The 16,063-nt window shown below is 70.3% G+C and carries 17 protein-coding genes and 1 tRNA gene; 12 read left to right on the top strand and 6 right to left on the bottom strand.

Annotated features, from left to right (window positions below):
* Positions 1–140 precede the first annotated feature (140 nt).
* The 3 genes from FVE89_RS18790 to FVE89_RS18795 all read left to right on the top strand — a co-directional run bounded on the left by FVE89_RS18790 (position 141) and on the right by FVE89_RS18795 (position 2,789).
* Positions 141–965, top strand: coding sequence for an alpha/beta hydrolase (locus FVE89_RS18790; protein ID WP_160535597.1), 825 nt, complete (start codon positions 141–143; stop codon positions 963–965).
* A gap of 160 nt (positions 966–1,125) precedes the next feature.
* A complete protein-coding gene (locus tag FVE89_RS30580) occupies positions 1,126–1,299 on the top strand; it encodes a hypothetical protein (RefSeq protein WP_202130910.1) in 174 nt (57 codons plus the stop codon).
* Between the two features lie 173 nt (positions 1,300–1,472).
* Positions 1,473–2,789: a hypothetical protein gene (locus FVE89_RS18795; RefSeq protein WP_160535599.1), complete on the top strand. Its 1,317-nt coding sequence runs from the start codon at positions 1,473–1,475 to the stop codon at positions 2,787–2,789.
* Between the two features lie 153 nt (positions 2,790–2,942).
* On the opposite strand, the gene FVE89_RS18800 is transcribed toward FVE89_RS18795, so the two are convergent.
* A tRNA-Pro gene (locus FVE89_RS18800) sits at positions 2,943–3,019 on the bottom strand.
* A 143-nt stretch (positions 3,020–3,162) separates the two neighbouring features.
* Here FVE89_RS18800 and FVE89_RS18805 point away from each other — a divergent pair.
* From FVE89_RS18805 to FVE89_RS18845, 9 genes are all read left to right on the top strand, one after another.
* Complete coding sequence (locus FVE89_RS18805; RefSeq protein WP_160535600.1) at positions 3,163–4,446, top strand: glycosyltransferase family 1 protein; 1,284 nt, start codon at positions 3,163–3,165, stop codon at positions 4,444–4,446.
* A gap of 116 nt (positions 4,447–4,562) precedes the next feature.
* On the top strand, positions 4,563–4,883 hold the full coding sequence (locus tag FVE89_RS18810) for a rhodanese-like domain-containing protein (RefSeq protein ID WP_160535602.1): 321 nt from the start codon (positions 4,563–4,565) through the stop codon (positions 4,881–4,883).
* A 143-nt stretch (positions 4,884–5,026) separates the two neighbouring features.
* The gene (locus FVE89_RS18815) at positions 5,027–6,181 is read left to right on the top strand and encodes an efflux RND transporter periplasmic adaptor subunit (RefSeq protein WP_160535604.1); all 1,155 of its coding nucleotides are present in this window, start codon (positions 5,027–5,029) and stop codon (positions 6,179–6,181) included.
* Positions 6,182–6,288: 107 nt separating this feature from the next.
* The gene (locus FVE89_RS18820) at positions 6,289–9,486 is read left to right on the top strand and encodes a multidrug efflux RND transporter permease subunit (protein WP_160535606.1); all 3,198 of its coding nucleotides are present in this window, start codon (positions 6,289–6,291) and stop codon (positions 9,484–9,486) included.
* A 97-nt stretch (positions 9,487–9,583) separates the two neighbouring features.
* On the top strand, positions 9,584–10,093 hold the full coding sequence (locus FVE89_RS18825; protein WP_160535609.1) for a hypothetical protein: 510 nt from the start codon (positions 9,584–9,586) through the stop codon (positions 10,091–10,093).
* Between the two features lie 76 nt (positions 10,094–10,169).
* The gene (locus FVE89_RS18830) at positions 10,170–10,949 is read left to right on the top strand and encodes a lysophospholipid acyltransferase family protein (protein WP_160535954.1); all 780 of its coding nucleotides are present in this window, start codon (positions 10,170–10,172) and stop codon (positions 10,947–10,949) included.
* A 120-nt stretch (positions 10,950–11,069) separates the two neighbouring features.
* The gene (locus FVE89_RS18835) at positions 11,070–11,516 is read left to right on the top strand and encodes a hypothetical protein (RefSeq protein WP_160535611.1); all 447 of its coding nucleotides are present in this window, start codon (positions 11,070–11,072) and stop codon (positions 11,514–11,516) included.
* Between the two features lie 140 nt (positions 11,517–11,656).
* On the top strand, positions 11,657–12,763 hold the full coding sequence (locus FVE89_RS18840) for a DUF2125 domain-containing protein (protein WP_160535613.1): 1,107 nt from the start codon (positions 11,657–11,659) through the stop codon (positions 12,761–12,763).
* A 74-nt stretch (positions 12,764–12,837) separates the two neighbouring features.
* A complete protein-coding gene (locus FVE89_RS18845; protein WP_160535615.1) occupies positions 12,838–13,500 on the top strand; it encodes a phosphoribosylanthranilate isomerase in 663 nt (220 codons plus the stop codon).
* Between the two features lies 1 nt (position 13,501).
* On the opposite strand, the gene FVE89_RS18850 is transcribed toward FVE89_RS18845, so the two are convergent.
* The 5 genes from FVE89_RS18850 to FVE89_RS18870 all read right to left on the bottom strand — a co-directional run bounded on the left by FVE89_RS18850 (position 13,502) and on the right by FVE89_RS18870 (position 16,022).
* On the bottom strand, positions 13,502–13,870 hold the full coding sequence (locus tag FVE89_RS18850; protein WP_160535617.1) for a LapA family protein: 369 nt from the start codon (positions 13,868–13,870) through the stop codon (positions 13,502–13,504).
* Between the two features lie 18 nt (positions 13,871–13,888).
* Positions 13,889–14,200 carry an integration host factor subunit beta gene (locus tag FVE89_RS18855; RefSeq protein ID WP_010683170.1) on the bottom strand — a complete coding sequence of 104 codons (312 nt, stop codon included), beginning with the start codon at positions 14,198–14,200 and terminating at the stop codon, positions 13,889–13,891.
* A gap of 50 nt (positions 14,201–14,250) precedes the next feature.
* The gene (gene sppA / locus FVE89_RS18860) at positions 14,251–15,213 is read right to left on the bottom strand and encodes a signal peptide peptidase SppA (protein ID WP_160535619.1); all 963 of its coding nucleotides are present in this window, start codon (positions 15,211–15,213) and stop codon (positions 14,251–14,253) included.
* Between the two features lie 204 nt (positions 15,214–15,417).
* A complete protein-coding gene (locus tag FVE89_RS18865) occupies positions 15,418–15,729 on the bottom strand; it encodes a HigA family addiction module antitoxin (RefSeq protein WP_160535621.1) in 312 nt (103 codons plus the stop codon).
* The gene (locus FVE89_RS18870) at positions 15,729–16,022 is read right to left on the bottom strand and encodes a type II toxin-antitoxin system RelE/ParE family toxin (RefSeq protein WP_246731000.1); all 294 of its coding nucleotides are present in this window, start codon (positions 16,020–16,022) and stop codon (positions 15,729–15,731) included. The genes FVE89_RS18865 and FVE89_RS18870 overlap by 1 nt, the downstream gene beginning before the upstream one ends.
* Positions 16,023–16,063: the final 41 nt, after the last annotated feature.

A 16,063-nucleotide genomic window follows, 5' to 3' on the forward strand; every position in this document is an offset into this window, starting at 1 on the left:
CCTAGGGAGCCGGATCATCGCGCCGGTTGGGTGGCCGGGTCGCGGACGTAACGGCCCTCCGGCGGATCCGCCCCCGGGATTCGCGCAGCCCGCGAGGGCCCCGTGCGCGGTGCTGACCACAGACTGCGACGGACCGACCGATGCTGGGCCTTCTCCACGACAAGCTCCTCAGCGCGACCCTGCTGGTCCTGAACCTGCTGGCTCCGGTCGACGTCCACGTCGACGCGAACCGCGCCTACGCGGCCGGGGACGGGCATCGGGCCGATATCTACCGGCCGAACGGCATGGGGCCGAGCCCGGTGATGGTGTTCCTCTACGGCGGCGGATGGCGCAACGGCTCCAAGGAGGATGTGGCGTATGTCGGCGCCGCGCTCGCCCGACGGGGCTTCGTCGTCGTGATCCCCGAATATCGACACTTCCCGGCCGTGAGCCTGTCCGACATCCTGACCGACAACGCCGCCGCGGTCGCCTGGACGATCGGCCACGCATCCGAGTTCGGGGGCGATCCCCGCCGCGTCGTCGTGGCGGGCCACTCCTCCGGCGCCTGGGCGGCGGCCATGCTGGGGCTCGATGCGACCTGGCTGGAGCGGGCCGGCTCCAGACCCGCAGACCTCGCCGGCATCGTCGGACTGGCCGGACCCTACGCGAGCTCCGCGCTGACCGATCCCCTGGACAAGCAGGTCTTCTCGGGGGCCGATCCCGCCATGCAGCCGATCAATCATGCCGGCGGTCGGCACCCGGCGCTCCTCCTGCTGACCGGCGCGGAGGACCGGGACGTGCGGCCGTCCGGGACGGTCGCGCTCGCGGATCGGTTGGAGGCCGGCGCGGATCATCCCGAGACGCATATCTATCCCGGCCTCGGTCACGGCGCGATCGTCCGATCCTTGAGCTTCCCGTTCAGCCTGCAGGCCACGACCGCCGACGACATCGCGCAGTTCGTAGCGGGGGCGCATGCCGGACCGTAGCGCGTGTCCCGTCTCGGCCGCGCGATGTTCAGACGGCCTTAAGCCTGCCGAATGGTCGCCACGGCGCGGCCGTTCTCATTCCGTGCGGCTGTGCTTTCGCCGCGGCAGCCAACCCGGACCGGCTCGGATACGGTGCAGCCGTCTCCCCGAGGCGCTCACGATGCTGATTCCCGCGCTCACCCTTCGCCGCATCCTGTTGATCGGGCTCCTGCTCGCCGGCCTCGTCAAACTGGCGGACGGCATCGCGCGGTATGAATTGCGGCAGGCGGCCGGCGCGGTCACGCTGACCGCCGCCGTGATCGGCGCGGAGCCCCTCGAGACGGCCGACGAGTAGCGGCGCGCCACCGCGCTTTCGCTGGACCGGCACCGAGTCCGCGGGCGACGGGACAGCGCGCTCGTCGCGCGGCGTGCTGCGGCGCCGTTCGGCTCGGCCGGAACGGGTCGCCTCCACGGATGTTGGCCCTTCAGCGCGATGTGAGCGGCGCCGCCTCGGCAGCGGAGATCCGGATGCGTCAGTTGATCGGCCTCGGCCTCGTGCTCGGGTGCTGCGTCCTGCCGGCCGGGAGCCAGACGGCCGACCGGTCGAGCCACGATTCCCCGACGCGTGAGTCGGGCTGGGTGGGGACGCTTGCCGGCACATGGCATTGGCGGCTGCCGGATACGCCGAACGGCCTGCACCCGAGCCAGAGCTGGCATGCCACCGGTTCGACGCCGGACGGCGACATCTACGTCGCCGGGATGGACCATCGGACCAACGCGGCGCTCTACCGGATCGACACGCGGTCCGGCTCCCTGCGCTACGTCGGCGACGCGCGCGCCGCCTCCGAGGCCGCCCACAACTGGCGCCCCGGCGAGACCGCGCAGAAGTTCCACACCCGCCCGCTCTGGCATCGGGGCAAGGTCTACGTCGCCACCATGGACCGGTCGGACCTCGACCCGGGCTACCGCGAACGCCGGGGCTTCCACTGGTATGCCTACGACCCCGCCGGAGACCGTTTCACGGACCTGAGCGCCGCCGAGCCCGGCGGGAGCGCCGTGCCCCACGGCAATCTCGTCAGCCTCGCCTCCGATCCGGTGCGCAACGTCATCTACGGCGCGGGCGTGCCCACCGGGACGATCGTGCGCTACGATGTCGCCACCGGCCGGACGCAGGATCTCGGCCGCCCCGCCTCCTACCGGCAGCCCTACGTCTATACGGGCCGCGTGATGTGGGTGGACGCGCGGGGCCGCCTCTACTTCACGGCCAGCAACTGGGACGAGCCGGCGGTGCACGATCACGTGCACACCTACGATCCGGAGACCGGCTTCGGCGAGGAGACGGAGTGGCGGCTGAAGGACGGCATGGCCCTGGAGACGGGCCAGTGCCGGGAGGGTGGCCGCTGGTGCGTGTTCGGCGACGACCGCGGCCACATCTACCGCTTCGATCAGGCCGCGCATGCCTGGACATATCTGGGGCAGGTTGAGACCGGCAGGAAGGCGGGCTGGGACGGCGTCGAGTTCTGGCTCTTCGCGCTCGCGCCGGACGGCAAGAGCGTCTACGTCGCCACCAGCACCTCCCCGCGGCCGAGCGAGGACACGGCGCTCTATCAATTCGACCTCGCGACGGGCCGGACCCAGCGGCTCTGCGCCCTGTCCGAGCTCGACCCGGCCCTGGCCCACAGCCATATCCATACCGGCTACGATGCCTGGGATGCGCAGGGCCGCTTCTACTTCACGAGCTTCGGTTATCCCGACGAGAGCGCCGTGCTGGTGTCCCGGGTCGACCCCGTGCAGTTGAAGGCGGATCTGGCCAGACGGGCGGAATTGCGGGACGCCGGAAAATGAGGCCGTTGAGAGCGGCCGCGGCGTTCCGACGCGCGCAGACCGCACCTCAGAACAAACGGCCGAATCGAGCGTCGGCGTGAGCCTCGAAATCCGATCGAGACGCCCAAACCCGGAGGCTATCGCGCCGGACAGATCGGTTGCGCCTGAACGAAATGGTCGGAGTGGCCGGACTTGAACCGACGACCCCCTGTCCCCCAGACAGGTGCGCTACCGGGCTGCGCTACACTCCGATGCCCAAAGGGCTCCGGGCTCTTAGCCGCCGCGCCGCGCCTGCGCAACCCCTTCGCGCCGTCTTGCCCGGGTCCGGAACCGCTGGCGCTCACGGCGTGCGGCCGCTACGGGGGGCGCGCGTTCCCGATTCTATCGAAGGTTCATGTCCGACCGACCGATCGCCTTTGACCTCACGCGCCTCGTCACGCGTCTGCGCCACGCCAGCCCGTCCGGCATCGATCGCGTCGACCTCGCCTATGCCCGCACCTTCCTGGGGGGCACCCGCAGCGGCGTCGGCGTCGTCTCGACGGCGTTCGGGCCGCGGATCCTCGATCGGGATCAGGCGCTCGCGATCGTCGAGGCGGTGGCGGCCGGCTGGGTCGAGGACCGGGGGGCGCCCGACGACCCGGTCTACCGCCAGCTGGCGTCGCGCTGCGGCGCGACCCCGCTCGCACCCGCAGCCGACGCCCCGGCTCCGCGGACCGGCACCGGCGCACGGCGCCGGATCCAGGCCCGGACGGCGGCCGGGATCGCCTTGCGCGGCGGTCCGGTCGCGGCCCTCCCCCGGGACGCGCTCTATCTCCACACGTCGCATCTGCGACTCGACGACCCCCGGCGCTTCGACTGGCTCTACACCCGCCGGGACGTGCGCGCCGCGTTCTTCGTCCACGATCTGATCCCGATCACACACCCCGAATATGGCCGCGCCGGCGAGGCTGAGCGGCACCGGGCGCGCCTGCGCACGATCGGGCGTCACGCCGCCGCCATCCTCGTGAACTCGGCCGATACCGGACACCGCACCCTCGAGCATCTGGCCGCCGACGGGTTCGGCCGGCCGCCGGTGGCGGTGGGCCATCTCGGGGTCGAGCCCGCCTTCGGTCGCGCCGGGCCGCGCTTCGAGCCCGACAGGCCGACCTTCCTGGTCTGCGGCACGATCGAGTCGCGCAAGAACCACCTGCTCCTGTTCCAGATCTGGCGGCACCTCGCCGAGCGTCACGGGGCCGCAACGCCCCGGCTGATCGTCGTCGGTCGCCGGGGCTGGGAGGCCGAGAGCGCCATCGACATGCTGGAGCGGTGCCCGGGCGTGCGCGCCCACACGATCGAGGCGACAGGCCTGTCCACGCACGGCCTCGCCGCGCTGATGAGGAGCTGCACCGCGCTGCTGATGCCGTCCTTCACGGAGGGCTACGGGATTCCGCTGGTGGAGGCTGCGGCCTCCGGATTGCCGGTCGTGGCCTCCGACATCGCTGTCCATCGGGAGATCGCCGCGGGGTTCGCCCTGTTCCGGGATCCGCTCGATGGCCCGGGCTGGATCGAGGCGATCGAGGCGCTCTCCCGTCCCGCCGCGCCGCTGCGCCGCGACCTCGCCGGCCGCCTCGACGGATACCAGCCGCCGACCTGGGCGACCCATTTCGAGGCCGTGGGACCGATCCTCGCGGCGCTCTGAGGGGGACCACGCTTCGCAAGCCGGCCGCGCCGAGTTGCACGCGCCCGGCCTGATGAATATGCAAAAGCGTCAGTCAGACAGGCTGATGAATCTCGGGCGGAACGGAGATCCTGCCGATGCAGGTGGTCGACCTCGATCGCGATGCGGTCAAGCGCGGGCTTGACGATGGCTCGATGCTGGTCATTGATGTGCGAGAGGCCCACGAATACAGCGCCGGACATATTCCGGGCGCCGTCTCGCACCCGCTCTCCGGCTTCGATCCGCAGGCCGTGGCCGCCCTCGTGGCCGAGGATGGGCGGCAACCCGTCTTCTCGTGTGCCTCCGGGGTCCGATCCGTCCACGCGCTGATGGCGGCGCAGCAGGCCGGCCTCGACATCACGCGCCATTACAAGGGCGGCTTCAAGGATTGGTACGGCGCGGGCGAGCCCATCGAATAGACCCCCGGATCGTCCGACCCGATCGGCCGTCATGTGCGCTGGCGCACAAGCAAGAGCGTTGCGCGCAGGTTACGGCGCGCTCGCGGCGGAACTATCGTCAAGCTCGGCGCGACCTTCGGTCGGCCAATGGACAGCAGGACCCGATGCACAGCCGGCTTCCCAGCCTCCTCACCGTGCTCTCCGGACTGGCCGTCGGCCTCGCCGCGGGGCCGCTCGCGACGCCCGCCGACGCCCAGGCCCCGGGCGGTCCGCCACCCAAGGTCACGGTGGCCAAGCCCGTCGTGCGTCAGATCGTCGAGCAGGACCAGTATACTGGCCGCTTCAACGCGATCGAATACGTCGAGGTTCGCGCCCGCGTCACCGGCTACCTGGAGAAGATCAACTTCATTGACGGGCAGACGGTGAAGAAGGGCGACGTCCTGTTCATCATCGACCGGCGGCCCTACAAGGCGGCCCTGGAGCAGGCGCAGGCGGCCCTGGCCTCTGCCAAGGCGCGGCAATCCTTCTCGCAGACGGACCTGGAGCGCGCGCAGACCCTGTCCCGCAGCGGCAACATCTCCGAGCAGGTCACCGACCAGCGCCGGCAGGCCTCGCAGACGGCCCAGGCCGATGTCGACAGCGCCCAGGCCGCCCTCAACAATGCCCAGTTGAACTACGACTTCAGCGAGGTGAAGGCGCCGATCAACGGCCGGATCAGCCAGCGTCTCGTCACCGAGGGCAACATCGTCAGTGCCGACCAGACGATGCTGACCACGATTGTCTCCCTCGACCCGATCTATTTCAGCTTCACGGTCGACGAGAAGTCGTTCCTGAAATACCAGAGCAGCCTCGGCATCGGCATGGGGGAGACCCAGCGGGGCAAGGGCGTGCCGATCCTGATCGCGCTCTCCGGCGAGGCGAAGCCGACCCGCAAGGGCACCCTCGACTTCGTCGATAACCGCGTCGACAACGCCACCGGCACGATCCTGCTGCGGGCGACGGTCCCGAACGCCGACCTGTTCATCAAGCCGGGCCTGTTCGGCATCGTCTCGATGCCGGCGACCAAGCCGTACCAGGGCGTCCTGCTCCCCGACGAGGCGGTCGCCGCCAACCAGGACAAGCGGATCGTCTACCTGCTCGGCGCCGACAACGTGATCCAGCAGAAGGACGTGCAGCTCGGGCCGAAGGTCGACGGATACCGGGTGATCCAGTCGGGGCTGAAGGGCGACGAGATGGTGGTCGTCAACGGGCTCTCGCGGGTCCGGCCGGGCGCGAAGGTGACGCCCGAGACCATCGAGCTGCCCCCGAGCAAGACGTGAGCCGGACCGGCTCGCCACGACGGCCTTCGCGCGCGCCCTGGGGCGCGCCCCGCACCGACGACGCAGGGCCCCGACCGGGTGACCGGCGGGCCTCAGAGGTTTGACCGATGCGTTTCGCCCATTTCTTCGTCGACAGACCGATCTTCGCGTCCGTCACGTCGATCGTGTTCCTGATCCTCGGCTTCGTGGCCTACGAGAGCCTGCCGGTCTCGCAATATCCCGAGATCGTGCCGCCGACCGTGACGGTGCGCGCCTCCTATCCGGGGGCCAACGCCGAGACGGTGGCGGCCACGATCGCGACGCCGATCGAGCAGGAGGTCAACGGCGTCGACAACATGCTCTACATGACGTCGTTGTCGACCAACGACGGCAACATGCTGCTGACCGTGACCTTCAAGGTCGGCACCAACCTCGATATCGCGAACGTGCTGGTGCAGAACCGGCTCTCGGTGGCGCAGCCCCGCCTGCCGCCCGACGTGCGCAACCTCGGCGTCACGGTGCGCAAGGCCTCGCCCGACCTGATGCTGGTCGTGCACCTGCTCTCGCCGAACAAGACCTACGACCAGAACTATCTGGCCAACTACATCTATCTGAACATCCGCGACGAGCTGCTGCGCCTCGACGGCGTCGGCGACATCACGATCTTCGGCGGTAACGAGTACGCCGAGCGCATCTGGGTCGATCCCAACAAGCTCGCCGCCTACGGCCTCTCGGTCACCGACGTCACCACCGCGCTGCAGGAGCAGAACGTGCAGGTGGCGGCCGGCCAGCTGAACGGCCCGCCCGCCGCCAGGGGCGAGGCGTTCCAGCTCGTCGTGCAGTCGCAGGCGCGGTTCAAGACGCCCGAGCAGTTCGCCGAGGTGATCATCAAGGCGCAGGACGGACGCCTCGTGCGGGTGAAGGACATCGCCCGCGTCGAGATGGGCCAGAAGGACTACACGACCAACTCGTTCCTCAACGACACCCCCGCGGTGGGCATCGGCGCGTTCCAGCGGCCGGGCACCAACGCGCTCGACGCAGCGGCGTCGGTCAGGAAGGTGATGGAGGAGGTCAAGAAGAACTTCCCGCCGGACGTCGAGTACCGCATCGCGTACAATCCGACGGAGTTCATCGAGGAATCGATCCACGAGGTCTACAAGACCCTGTTCGAGGCGGTCGGCCTCGTGGTCATCGTGGTTCTGGTCTTCCTGCAGAGCTGGCGCACGGCGCTGATCCCGGTGATCGCGATCCCCGTGTCGCTCATCGGCACCTTCGCGGCGATGGCGGGGTTCGGCTTCTCGCTCAACAACCTGACCCTGTTCGGGCTGGTGCTCGCCATCGGTATCGTGGTCGACGACGCGATCGTGGTGGTGGAGAACGTCGAGCGCAACATGGCCGAGGGCCTGTCGCCGGGCGACGCCGCGCACAAGACCATGGATGAGGTCGGCGGCGCGGTCATCGCGATCGCGCTGGTTCTGGCCGCGGTGTTCGTGCCGACCGCGTTCATCCCGGGCATCTCGGGCCAGTTCTACAAGCAGTTCGCGCTCACCATCGCGGCCTCGACGCTGATCTCGGCCTTCAACTCGCTCACCCTGTCGCCGGCGCTGTGTAAGCTGCTGCTGGTGCCGCACCATGCCCGCAAGGAGCCGAAGTTCTTCCTGACGCGGTTCATCAACTGGCTGGCGAACGGCTTCAACCGCGCCTTCGATGCGACCTCGAACGCCTACGGCCGGGTCATCCGGGTCCTGACCGGCGGGATCGTCGGGCTCGGCGTGATGCTGCTGGTCTACGCCGCGGTGATCGCCGGGACGCTGCACCTCGCGCGGACGACGCCGACGGGCTTCATCCCGGATCAGGACCAGGGATACCTGATCGGCGTCGTCCAGCTGCCCTCCGGCGCATCGCTCGACCGCACGACGGACGTGATCCTGCGCGCCGCCAAGCAGGCCCGCACGGTCGACGGCGTCGCCAATGCGGTGATCATCGCGGGCTTCGATGGCGCGACCTTCACCAACACCACCAATGCCGGCGTGATGTTCCTGACCCTCAAGGGCGCGAAGGAGCGGGCGGAAACCGGCCGGAGCGCGGCCGTGATTACCGGCGACGTGCTGAAGGCCACCTCCGACATCCAGGAGGCCCGGGTCATCGTCATCCCACCGCCGCCGGTCCGCGGCCTCGGCAACGGTGGCGGCTTCAAGATGCAGATCGAGAGCCGCCAATCCTCCGATATCGGGCCGCTGATGGCCGCCGCCGGACAGGTGATCGGTCAGGCGAACCAGAGCGCGGACGTGCAGCGCGTCTTCACGACCTTCGACAACTCGACGCCGCAGCTCTTCCTCGACATCGACCGCACCATCGCGCAGATGCTGAACGTGCCGCTGGCCAACGTGTTCTCGTCGGTCCAGGCGGATCTCGGCGGCACCTACGTCAACGACTTCAACACGCTGGGCCGCATCTATCAGGTGCGTCTGCAGGGCGACGCGGCGTTCCGCACGTCGATCCAGGACATCTCGCAGATCAAGGTGCGCTCCTCCACCGGCGCGCTGGTGCCGATGGGCACGCTCGCCTCGGTGCGGGACGTCACCGGGCCGCAGATCGTGCAGCGGTTCAACCTGTACTACTCGGTCCCGGTCCAGGGCGTGGCCAAGCCCGGCATCTCGACCGGTCAGGCGCTCGATGCCATGGAGGAGATCGCCAAGAAGAACCTGCCCGCGGGCTATTCCTACGACTGGACCGAGATCGCCTACCAGCAGAAGGCGGCGAGCGGCACGGCGGGCGCGGTCTTCGCGCTGGGCGTGCTGCTGGTCTTCCTCGTGCTCGCGGCGCAGTACGAATCCTGGGCGCTGCCGCTCGCGATCCTGCTGGTGGTGCCGACCGGCGTGCTGGCGGCGCTGGCGGGCGTGCAGTTCCGGGGGCAGGACAACAACATCCTGACCCAGATCGGCCTGATCGTGCTCATCGGCTTGGCGGCCAAGAACGCGATCCTGATCGTGGAATTCGCCCACGACATCGAGCAGCGGGAGCACCGCGGCCCGGTCGAGGCGGCGGTGGAGGCCTGTCGCCTGCGCCTGCGCCCGATCCTGATGACCGCCTTCGCGTTCATCCTCGGCACGCTGCCGCTGGTCATCGCCACCGGCCCCGGCGCCGAGATGCGGCAGGCGCTGGGAACCGCGGTGTTCTTCGGGATGATCGGCGCGACCTTCTTCGGCCTGTTCCTGACGCCGGTCTTCTACGTGGTGATCCGCCACCTCTCGAACTGGCTCGGCCGGTTCCGGAAGAAGCACACCCACGGCGACCACGGAGACGCCGCGCCGGCCCACGGTTGACGCATCGCTTCGTGTCTTCGAAGCCGCGTTCGATCCGCGAGGATCGGGCGCGGCTTTCGCGCGACGGGGGGCCGCGCCCAGTGTAGAGGCTGGCGGCATGCACGCCCTCGGCCGCCTGTTCCTCGGAGCCTTCGCCCTCATCGTCGCCGTTCCGGCGGGCTTCGCCGTCCTCGTGATGGCGCTTCTCGTCGATCCGGCCGCGCAGGCCTGGCTGACCGGCGGGGCGCTCGCGGGGCTCGACATGGCCCTGTCCGACCTCTCGGCCGGGCTGCCGCCGGAGGGGCTCGCCCTGTTCGTCGCCGGGCTCGCCCAGGCGTTGTTCGTGCTGCTGGTCGTGCCGCCGGCCCTGGTGGGATTTTCCGGCGAGATCCTCGGGCGGCGGGGCCTGCTGTGGTACGGCGCCGGCTGCGGCGCGCTGACCGCCGCCCTCCCCTGGCTCACCCGCGGTGTCGTTCGGTCCAGCCGGGATCCGGGCCTCCTGGCCGCCGAAGCGCGGCTGACCCTGATCCTGTTCGTCACCGGCGCGAGCGCCGGCCTCGTCTACTGGCTGATCGCCGGCCGCGGCGCCGGGCTCGCCCGGGACGATCGATCCGCCGGGGCTGCCTGAAGCGCGCCGACGCGCGTTGCGCTTGGCCGCGGGCGCCCGGCCGCGCTACAGGGAACCCGCCACGCCCCGGATTCCAATGCTCGCCCTGCGCTCCCTCGCCTTCAACATCTGCTTCTATGCCGTCACGACGGTCCTGGCGGTCGCCGGCCTGCCGACGCTGATCTCCGGGCGGGCGGTGCTGCGGCTGGCGCGCCTGTGGGGGCGGATCACCCTCTGGCTTCTGGAGGCGGTCGCCGGCACCCGGGTCGAGTTCCGCGGCCTGGAGAACATCCCGCCGGGGCCGCTGCTGGTGGCGGCCAAGCACCAGTCGGCGCTGGAGACCCTCGCGCTCTGCACGGTGCTGCCGAACTTCGCCTACATCCTCAAGCGCGAGCTGCTCCTCATCCCGCTGATCGGCTGGTACCTGTCGCGCAGCGGCATGGTGGCGATCGACCGGTCCAAGGGCACGCGGGCCATGAGCCTGATGAACGCCGCCGCCGTGGAGGCGATTCGGCAGGGCCGCCAGCTGATCATCTTCCCCGAAGGCACGCGGCGCCCGGTCGGGGCGGAGCCGGCCTACAAGCAGGGCCTGTCGCACCTCTACGCCGCTTTGCAGGTGCCCTGCCTGCCGGTCGCGCTGAACACGGGCCTGTTCTGGTCGCGCAACAGCCTCGTCCGCCGGCCGGGGACCGCGATCATCGAGTTCCTGCCGACCATCCCCCCCGGCCTGCCGCGGCAGGCGTTCCAGGCGCTGGCGCAGGAGCGCCTGGAGACCGCTTCGAACGCCCTGGTGGATGGCGGGGTCCAGGGCCTCGCTGCCGCCGGGCATCCCGTCCCGGCCGCCGACGCGCCGGCGACCGCCGCCCCCCGCCGCTGAGGCCTGCGCGGGGCCGCCTGCCCGTCGTCCCGGCTTGTGGATAACGGGCATCATCCCCATCTCCTGTCTTAGGAACGTCGCCCTTGACGGCTGTGGATATCGCGGGTTAGGTTGGAACAAATGGCGAACAGAAGAGCCCTGTCCTGGTCGGCCGCGCTCCGCGACCTGAAGGACGATCGCACCCGGAGGCAGGATGTGCGTGAAGAACGTCTCAAGACGAATGCGGGTCTGCGCGGTGCTCCGGCACTCCCGCTTTCGGCGTGGCGCGGCCGCTCCGGCCGGCGCTACGTGGTCGGGGTTCATCCGGCCGGGGCCTTCGAACTCGACGCAATGGCGGAGGCCGTGGTGATCGCCGTGCGTCGCGACGAGACCGGCATCGCCGAGATGGTGTCGGTCGCCAGCGCGAAGGAGAGCCCGCGCGATCATCTCCGCCGGACCTGGCTGGACCGCGTCCGCCGCGGCGGCGCCACCGAGATGCACGTTCACCGCCTCGCCGACACCGAGGCCGAGCGGATGGCGATCGCGGACGATCTGAGGGTCGATACGGTGGAGCCGGCTCAGGTCTGAGCGGGCGGATGGCGGGCCGTTCCGCGCGGCTCGGAGCGTGCAGCGGTCGCCCCGGAGCGCGGCCGCCCCAGTTTCGCCCCTTGCGTGGCCTCATGGCGGGGCCGCGATGTCCCTGAGGGGATGACGGGGGAGCGGAACGCATGGCGCAGGATCGGACGCAGCCGGAGAACGCGGCGCAGACGCCCCTCCGAACAGGCAGGCGTCGCTCGCGGCTCGGGCTGTTCCTCCCCTACATCCTCCTCGCCGCTGTGGTCGTGGCTTGGTCGGCGGGCTGGTTCTGGATCCGGGGCCGCGCCGCCGGCGAGATCGACGGCTGGATGGCACGGGAGGCGGCCGCGGGCCGCACTTGGACCTGCGCCGACCGGACGCTGACCGGATATCCGTTCCGGATCGAGCTGCGCTGCAGCGCCGTGACCCTGGAGCGCTCGGATGGCCGCTTCCGCCTCGGGCCGAGCACCGCGGTGGCGCAGATCTATCAGCCCCGCCTCGTGGTGTTCGAGAGTGCCGGTCCGTTTCACGTCGAGCAGGGTGCGCTGACCGGCGACGCGTCGTGGGGTGCCCTCCAGGGCAGCTTCCACGGCGCCTCGGACGGCTTCACCCGGGCCTCGGTGGTGATGGACGATCCGAAGGTCACCGTAGCGGGCGCGGAGACCGGGCCGATCGCCGTCTCGGGGCGGCATCTCGAACTGCATGCCCGTCCCGATCCCGGCCGCTACGCGTCCGAAGGCGCCGTCGATGTCAGCCTGCGGCTGACCCAGGCGGACGTTCCCCAGCTCGATGCGCTGACCGGAACCCAGGATCCGGCCGATCTCGCCCTCGACGCGACGCTGTCCCAGGCGACGGTTCTGCGGACCGGGCCGGTGCCGCGGGAGCTGGAGCGCTGGCGTCAGGCCGGCGGGACCCTCGATATTGCGGGGCTCTCCCTCGCGAAGGGCCCGCAGCGCGTTCAGGCGACGGGCACGCTGGCGTTGGATGCCGTTCATCGGCCGGCCGGCCAGCTCAACCTCCGGGCCGCGGGCATCGATGCGCTCGTCGGCAGCATCGTCGGGCAGCGCTTCGGCTCGGATCGCGGCGCGCTCGTGGGCCAGCTCGTCGGCGGCCTGCTGGGCTTGAGCCGCCGCCCTGTGCCGGATGCCCCGGCCGACGCGACGCCGCTGAAGGATCTTCCGCCGCTCCGGCTGATCGACGGCAAGGTCGTCTTCAGCGGCTTCCCGATCCCGAACGTCCACCTGCCTGCCCTGTATTGAGGGCTCCAGCGCCGGAACGCCGCGCTCCGGCACCGCGTGCATGCTCCCGGCGGCCCGATCGGCTATAAGGCGCCATGGCCGCCGCACCTGTTCCCCCGGCCCGCATCAAGATCTGCGGGCTCAGCACCGAGGACACCCTCGACACCACCCTCGCGCTCGGGGTGGATTGGATCGGCCTCGTGCATTTCCCCCGCAGTCCGCGCCATGTGACGCTTGCGCGCGCGGCTGCCCTGTCGTCCCGCGCGCGGGGCCGGGCCGCGCGCGTCGTTCTCCTGGTCGACCCGGACGATGCCCTGCTGTCCGGTGCCGTCGAGGCTGTGGATCCCGACCTGATCCAACTGCACGGGCGGGAGAGCCCGGAGCGCGTCGCCGCGATCCGCGCCCTGACCGGACGTCCGGTGATGAAGGCGCTCGGCCTCGCCTCGCCTGCGGATCTCGCGCCGCTCGCCGCCTATGCGGCCGTGGCCGACCGCATCCTCCTCGACGCCAAGGCACCCGCGGATGCGGCGCTGCCGGGCGGCAACGGCCGGCGCTTCGACTGGACGATCCTCGCCGATCGCGACCTGCCGCAGGGCACGATGCTCTCCGGCGGGCTCGACGCGGCCAACGTCGCGGAAGCGCTTGTGCGGACGCGGCTCGGCGCCGTCGATGTCTCGTCGGGGGTGGAATCGGCCCCCGGCATCAAGGACCCGGACCGGATCGCGGCCTTCGTGGCGGCCGCGCGGGGCGCGCGCTGAGTTACCGCGGTGCCGGCAAAGCCGTCCGGCCGGTATTCGGGACCGTGTAGGGGCCGGGCGTCTCGCTCTCCGGCGCATAGGCGCGCAGGCGCGTGGCCTCGCGCTCGTAACGCACGGCCTCCCGGCGGTGATGGCGCGCCCGCGCCCGTGTCTTGCCCTGGCCGAGCCACGTGAAGATGCCGCCGACGATGATGCCCAGGGCCACCGCCCCGAACAGGATCGCGTAGAGCGGAAGGTCCACGCTGAAGACCGGCGCGTCCGCGTTGAACGGATCGAAGGAGAGCCGGACCGGCGCGCGGTTGGCCACCGCCAGCAGGATCACCACGGCGGCGATCGGCAGCAGCACGAGGCTCTTCAGGAAACGGATCATCGCGCTCAGGACTCCTTCCTACTCTGCGGCCGAGGCGGTCTCGCCGATGCCGGCCGCGTTGAGGCGCTGGCGCATCTCCTTGCCGGTCTTGAACACGGGGATCGCCTTCTCGGACACGGCAACGGCGGCACCGGTGCGCGGGTTGCGTCCCCGGCGCGCCTCCCGGCGCTTCACCGAGAAGGCACCGAACCCGCGCAGCTCGACCCGGTCGCCGCGGGCGAGCGCATCGGAAATGGTGTCGAGGATCGCGTTGACCAGGATCTCCACGTCGCGCTGGTAGAGATGCGGGTTCTGCTCGGCGATCTTGAGGACGAGCTCCGACTTGATCATGGCGTCCGGTCTTCTTGCAGGATCGGGGCGGGCGTCACGGGGACGGCGGTTCAGGGTTCCGGCCGCCAGAGGGCGAGGAGCCCGCCGCGGGCGGCCTGCGCCTCGGCGCCGACGGTCCGGAGCCGTGACGCGAGCCCGTCGAGGCCCAGCAGATCGGCGCCGATGCCGGCCGCGGACCAGAGCGAGAAGTCGCTCTCCGAGCGCGGCTTCCAGTCCTTGACGGGAAGATCCTTCGTGACGCCCCGGGCGCTCTCCAGCCACGCCACCGCCTGACGCTCGCTGCCGAGTTCGTCCACGAGCTTCAGGGGCACGCTCTGGCGGCCGCTGAACACCCGCCCGTCCGAGACGGCCGCGAGCTGGCCGGCATCCATGCCGCGGCGCTCGGCCACCAGCCCCTTGAACCACGCGTAGGTGTCGCCCACCACGGCCGCCAGGGCGGCGCGCGCCTCCGGCGAGGTCGGCGTGAATCCCGAGGGCTCGGCCTTGAGCGGCGACGACTTCACCGATTCCACCTTCACGCCGACCTTGTCGAGCAGGCCCGACACGTCCGGGTACTGGAACAGCACGCCGATGGAGCCGACGAGGCTGGTCTCGCGCGCCACGATATGGTCGGCCGCGATGGCGGTGATGTAGGCGCCCGACGCCGCCGTCCCGTCCACGAAGGCGACGATCGGCTTCTTGGCCGCGAGCGCCCGCAGATTGCGAAAAATCTCCTCCGAGCCGGTCGTCGTGCCGCCCGGCGAGTTGATCGAGACGATCACGGCCTTGACGGCATCGGCCTCGCCGACGCGCTTCATCAGCTTGGCGGTGGCCTCGCTGCCGGCGATGAAGCCGGAGACCGAGATGCGGGCGATCTGGGGTTGAACGGCGAAGCCGCCCTCCGCGCCGGTGCGGACGCGGTAGCCGAGCGCACCGACCGCCACGAGGAGGCCGCCGATGCCGAGCACGCGCCACAGGGACAACCTGCGGCGGAGGCGTCGCCGGTCGATCAGCAGTTCGGCGTCGGCTGCCATGCTGTGCCTTCCCTGAAGCCCCCGGTCCGGCCCCCGCGATGGGGTGCGGGAGCCATGCCCCGCGCCGGGCAAGTCCTTGGTTTCGTTCGGCTCGCCCGGCCCGAACCGGGTGAGGCCGGTGTTCTAAGCATTTACCGCGGGCGTGGATACGGGGCGCGCGAAGAAATTGCGTTGCTTCGCGGACACCGTGAAAGCGGGCCGGCCTCAGGCAGCCTTGAGGGTAACGATTCCGGCCAGTTCCTCGGCCATCTGCGCCTCCAGCAGGCGCAGGTCGTAGGCTTGCTGAAGATCCAGCCAGAACTCAGCCTCATTGCCGAACAGCTTGCCGAGCCGGAGGGCCATGGCAGGGGTAACCGGTTGCCGCTCGGCGATCAGATCGTAGAGGGTCTGGCGGGATACGCCGAGGCGCCGCGCGATCTCGGCCTTGGCCAAGCCGATGGCGGGCAGGATCATCTCGCGCAACCACTCGCCCGGATGCATCGGGGCGAGGCCTGAGAGAAGGGGATCGCCGCTCATCAGTGATAATCCTCCAGATCGACGTCGATCGCGTCTGCACCGTCCCAGCCGAAGGTGATCCGGTAATTACCGCTCGCGTCGACCGCGAACCGCCCGCTCTGCAAACCCTTGAGACCGTGAAACCGAAGGCCGGGCTGATTCATCGCCTCCGATGCTTTGGCGGAATCGCGGGCCAGCAGGATCAAGCGGACCCGTTTCGCATTCGGCACGCTCAATCTGCGCGCATCCCCGTTTCGGCAAACAGGCGAAGCGCCTTGCTGCGGAACGACCGGATCGTGCGGGTCAGCTGACATGACCCGGCTCGATATGTCAACTCATACCTTACAGTTGATCA

The sequence above is a fragment of the Methylobacterium sp. 2A genome, from assembly GCF_009806555.1.
GTDB lineage: Bacteria > Pseudomonadota > Alphaproteobacteria > Rhizobiales > Beijerinckiaceae > Methylobacterium.

What these genes read in the sequence shown, in the direction of transcription:
- FVE89_RS18850 (WP_160535617.1), bottom strand. Translation starts at nt 13,870, where the DNA reads ATGATCCGTTTCCTGAAGAGCCTCGTGCTGCTGCCGATCGCCGCCGTG.
- FVE89_RS18795 (WP_160535599.1), top strand. Translation starts at nt 1,473, where the DNA reads ATGCGTCAGTTGATCGGCCTCGGCCTCGTGCTCGGGTGCTGCGTCCTG.
- FVE89_RS18815 (WP_160535604.1), top strand. Translation starts at nt 5,027, where the DNA reads ATGCACAGCCGGCTTCCCAGCCTCCTCACCGTGCTCTCCGGACTGGCC.
- FVE89_RS18830 (WP_160535954.1), top strand. Translation starts at nt 10,170, where the DNA reads ATGCTCGCCCTGCGCTCCCTCGCCTTCAACATCTGCTTCTATGCCGTC.
- FVE89_RS18820 (WP_160535606.1), top strand. Translation starts at nt 6,289, where the DNA reads ATGCGTTTCGCCCATTTCTTCGTCGACAGACCGATCTTCGCGTCCGTC.
- sppA (WP_160535619.1), bottom strand. Translation starts at nt 15,213, where the DNA reads ATGGCAGCCGACGCCGAACTGCTGATCGACCGGCGACGCCTCCGCCGC.
- FVE89_RS18865 (WP_160535621.1), bottom strand. Translation starts at nt 15,729, where the DNA reads ATGAGCGGCGATCCCCTTCTCTCAGGCCTCGCCCCGATGCATCCGGGC.
- FVE89_RS18840 (WP_160535613.1), top strand. Translation starts at nt 11,657, where the DNA reads ATGGCGCAGGATCGGACGCAGCCGGAGAACGCGGCGCAGACGCCCCTC.
- FVE89_RS18855 (WP_010683170.1), bottom strand. Translation starts at nt 14,200, where the DNA reads ATGATCAAGTCGGAGCTCGTCCTCAAGATCGCCGAGCAGAACCCGCAT.
- FVE89_RS18805 (WP_160535600.1), top strand. Translation starts at nt 3,163, where the DNA reads ATGTCCGACCGACCGATCGCCTTTGACCTCACGCGCCTCGTCACGCGT.
- FVE89_RS18810 (WP_160535602.1), top strand. Translation starts at nt 4,563, where the DNA reads ATGCAGGTGGTCGACCTCGATCGCGATGCGGTCAAGCGCGGGCTTGAC.
- FVE89_RS18825 (WP_160535609.1), top strand. Translation starts at nt 9,584, where the DNA reads ATGCACGCCCTCGGCCGCCTGTTCCTCGGAGCCTTCGCCCTCATCGTC.
- FVE89_RS18845 (WP_160535615.1), top strand. Translation starts at nt 12,838, where the DNA reads ATGGCCGCCGCACCTGTTCCCCCGGCCCGCATCAAGATCTGCGGGCTC.
- FVE89_RS18790 (WP_160535597.1), top strand. Translation starts at nt 141, where the DNA reads ATGCTGGGCCTTCTCCACGACAAGCTCCTCAGCGCGACCCTGCTGGTC.
- FVE89_RS18870 (WP_246731000.1), bottom strand. Translation starts at nt 16,022, where the DNA reads ATGTCAGCTGACCCGCACGATCCGGTCGTTCCGCAGCAAGGCGCTTCG.
- FVE89_RS30580 (WP_202130910.1), top strand. Translation starts at nt 1,126, where the DNA reads ATGCTGATTCCCGCGCTCACCCTTCGCCGCATCCTGTTGATCGGGCTC.
- FVE89_RS18835 (WP_160535611.1), top strand. Translation starts at nt 11,070, where the DNA reads ATGGCGAACAGAAGAGCCCTGTCCTGGTCGGCCGCGCTCCGCGACCTG.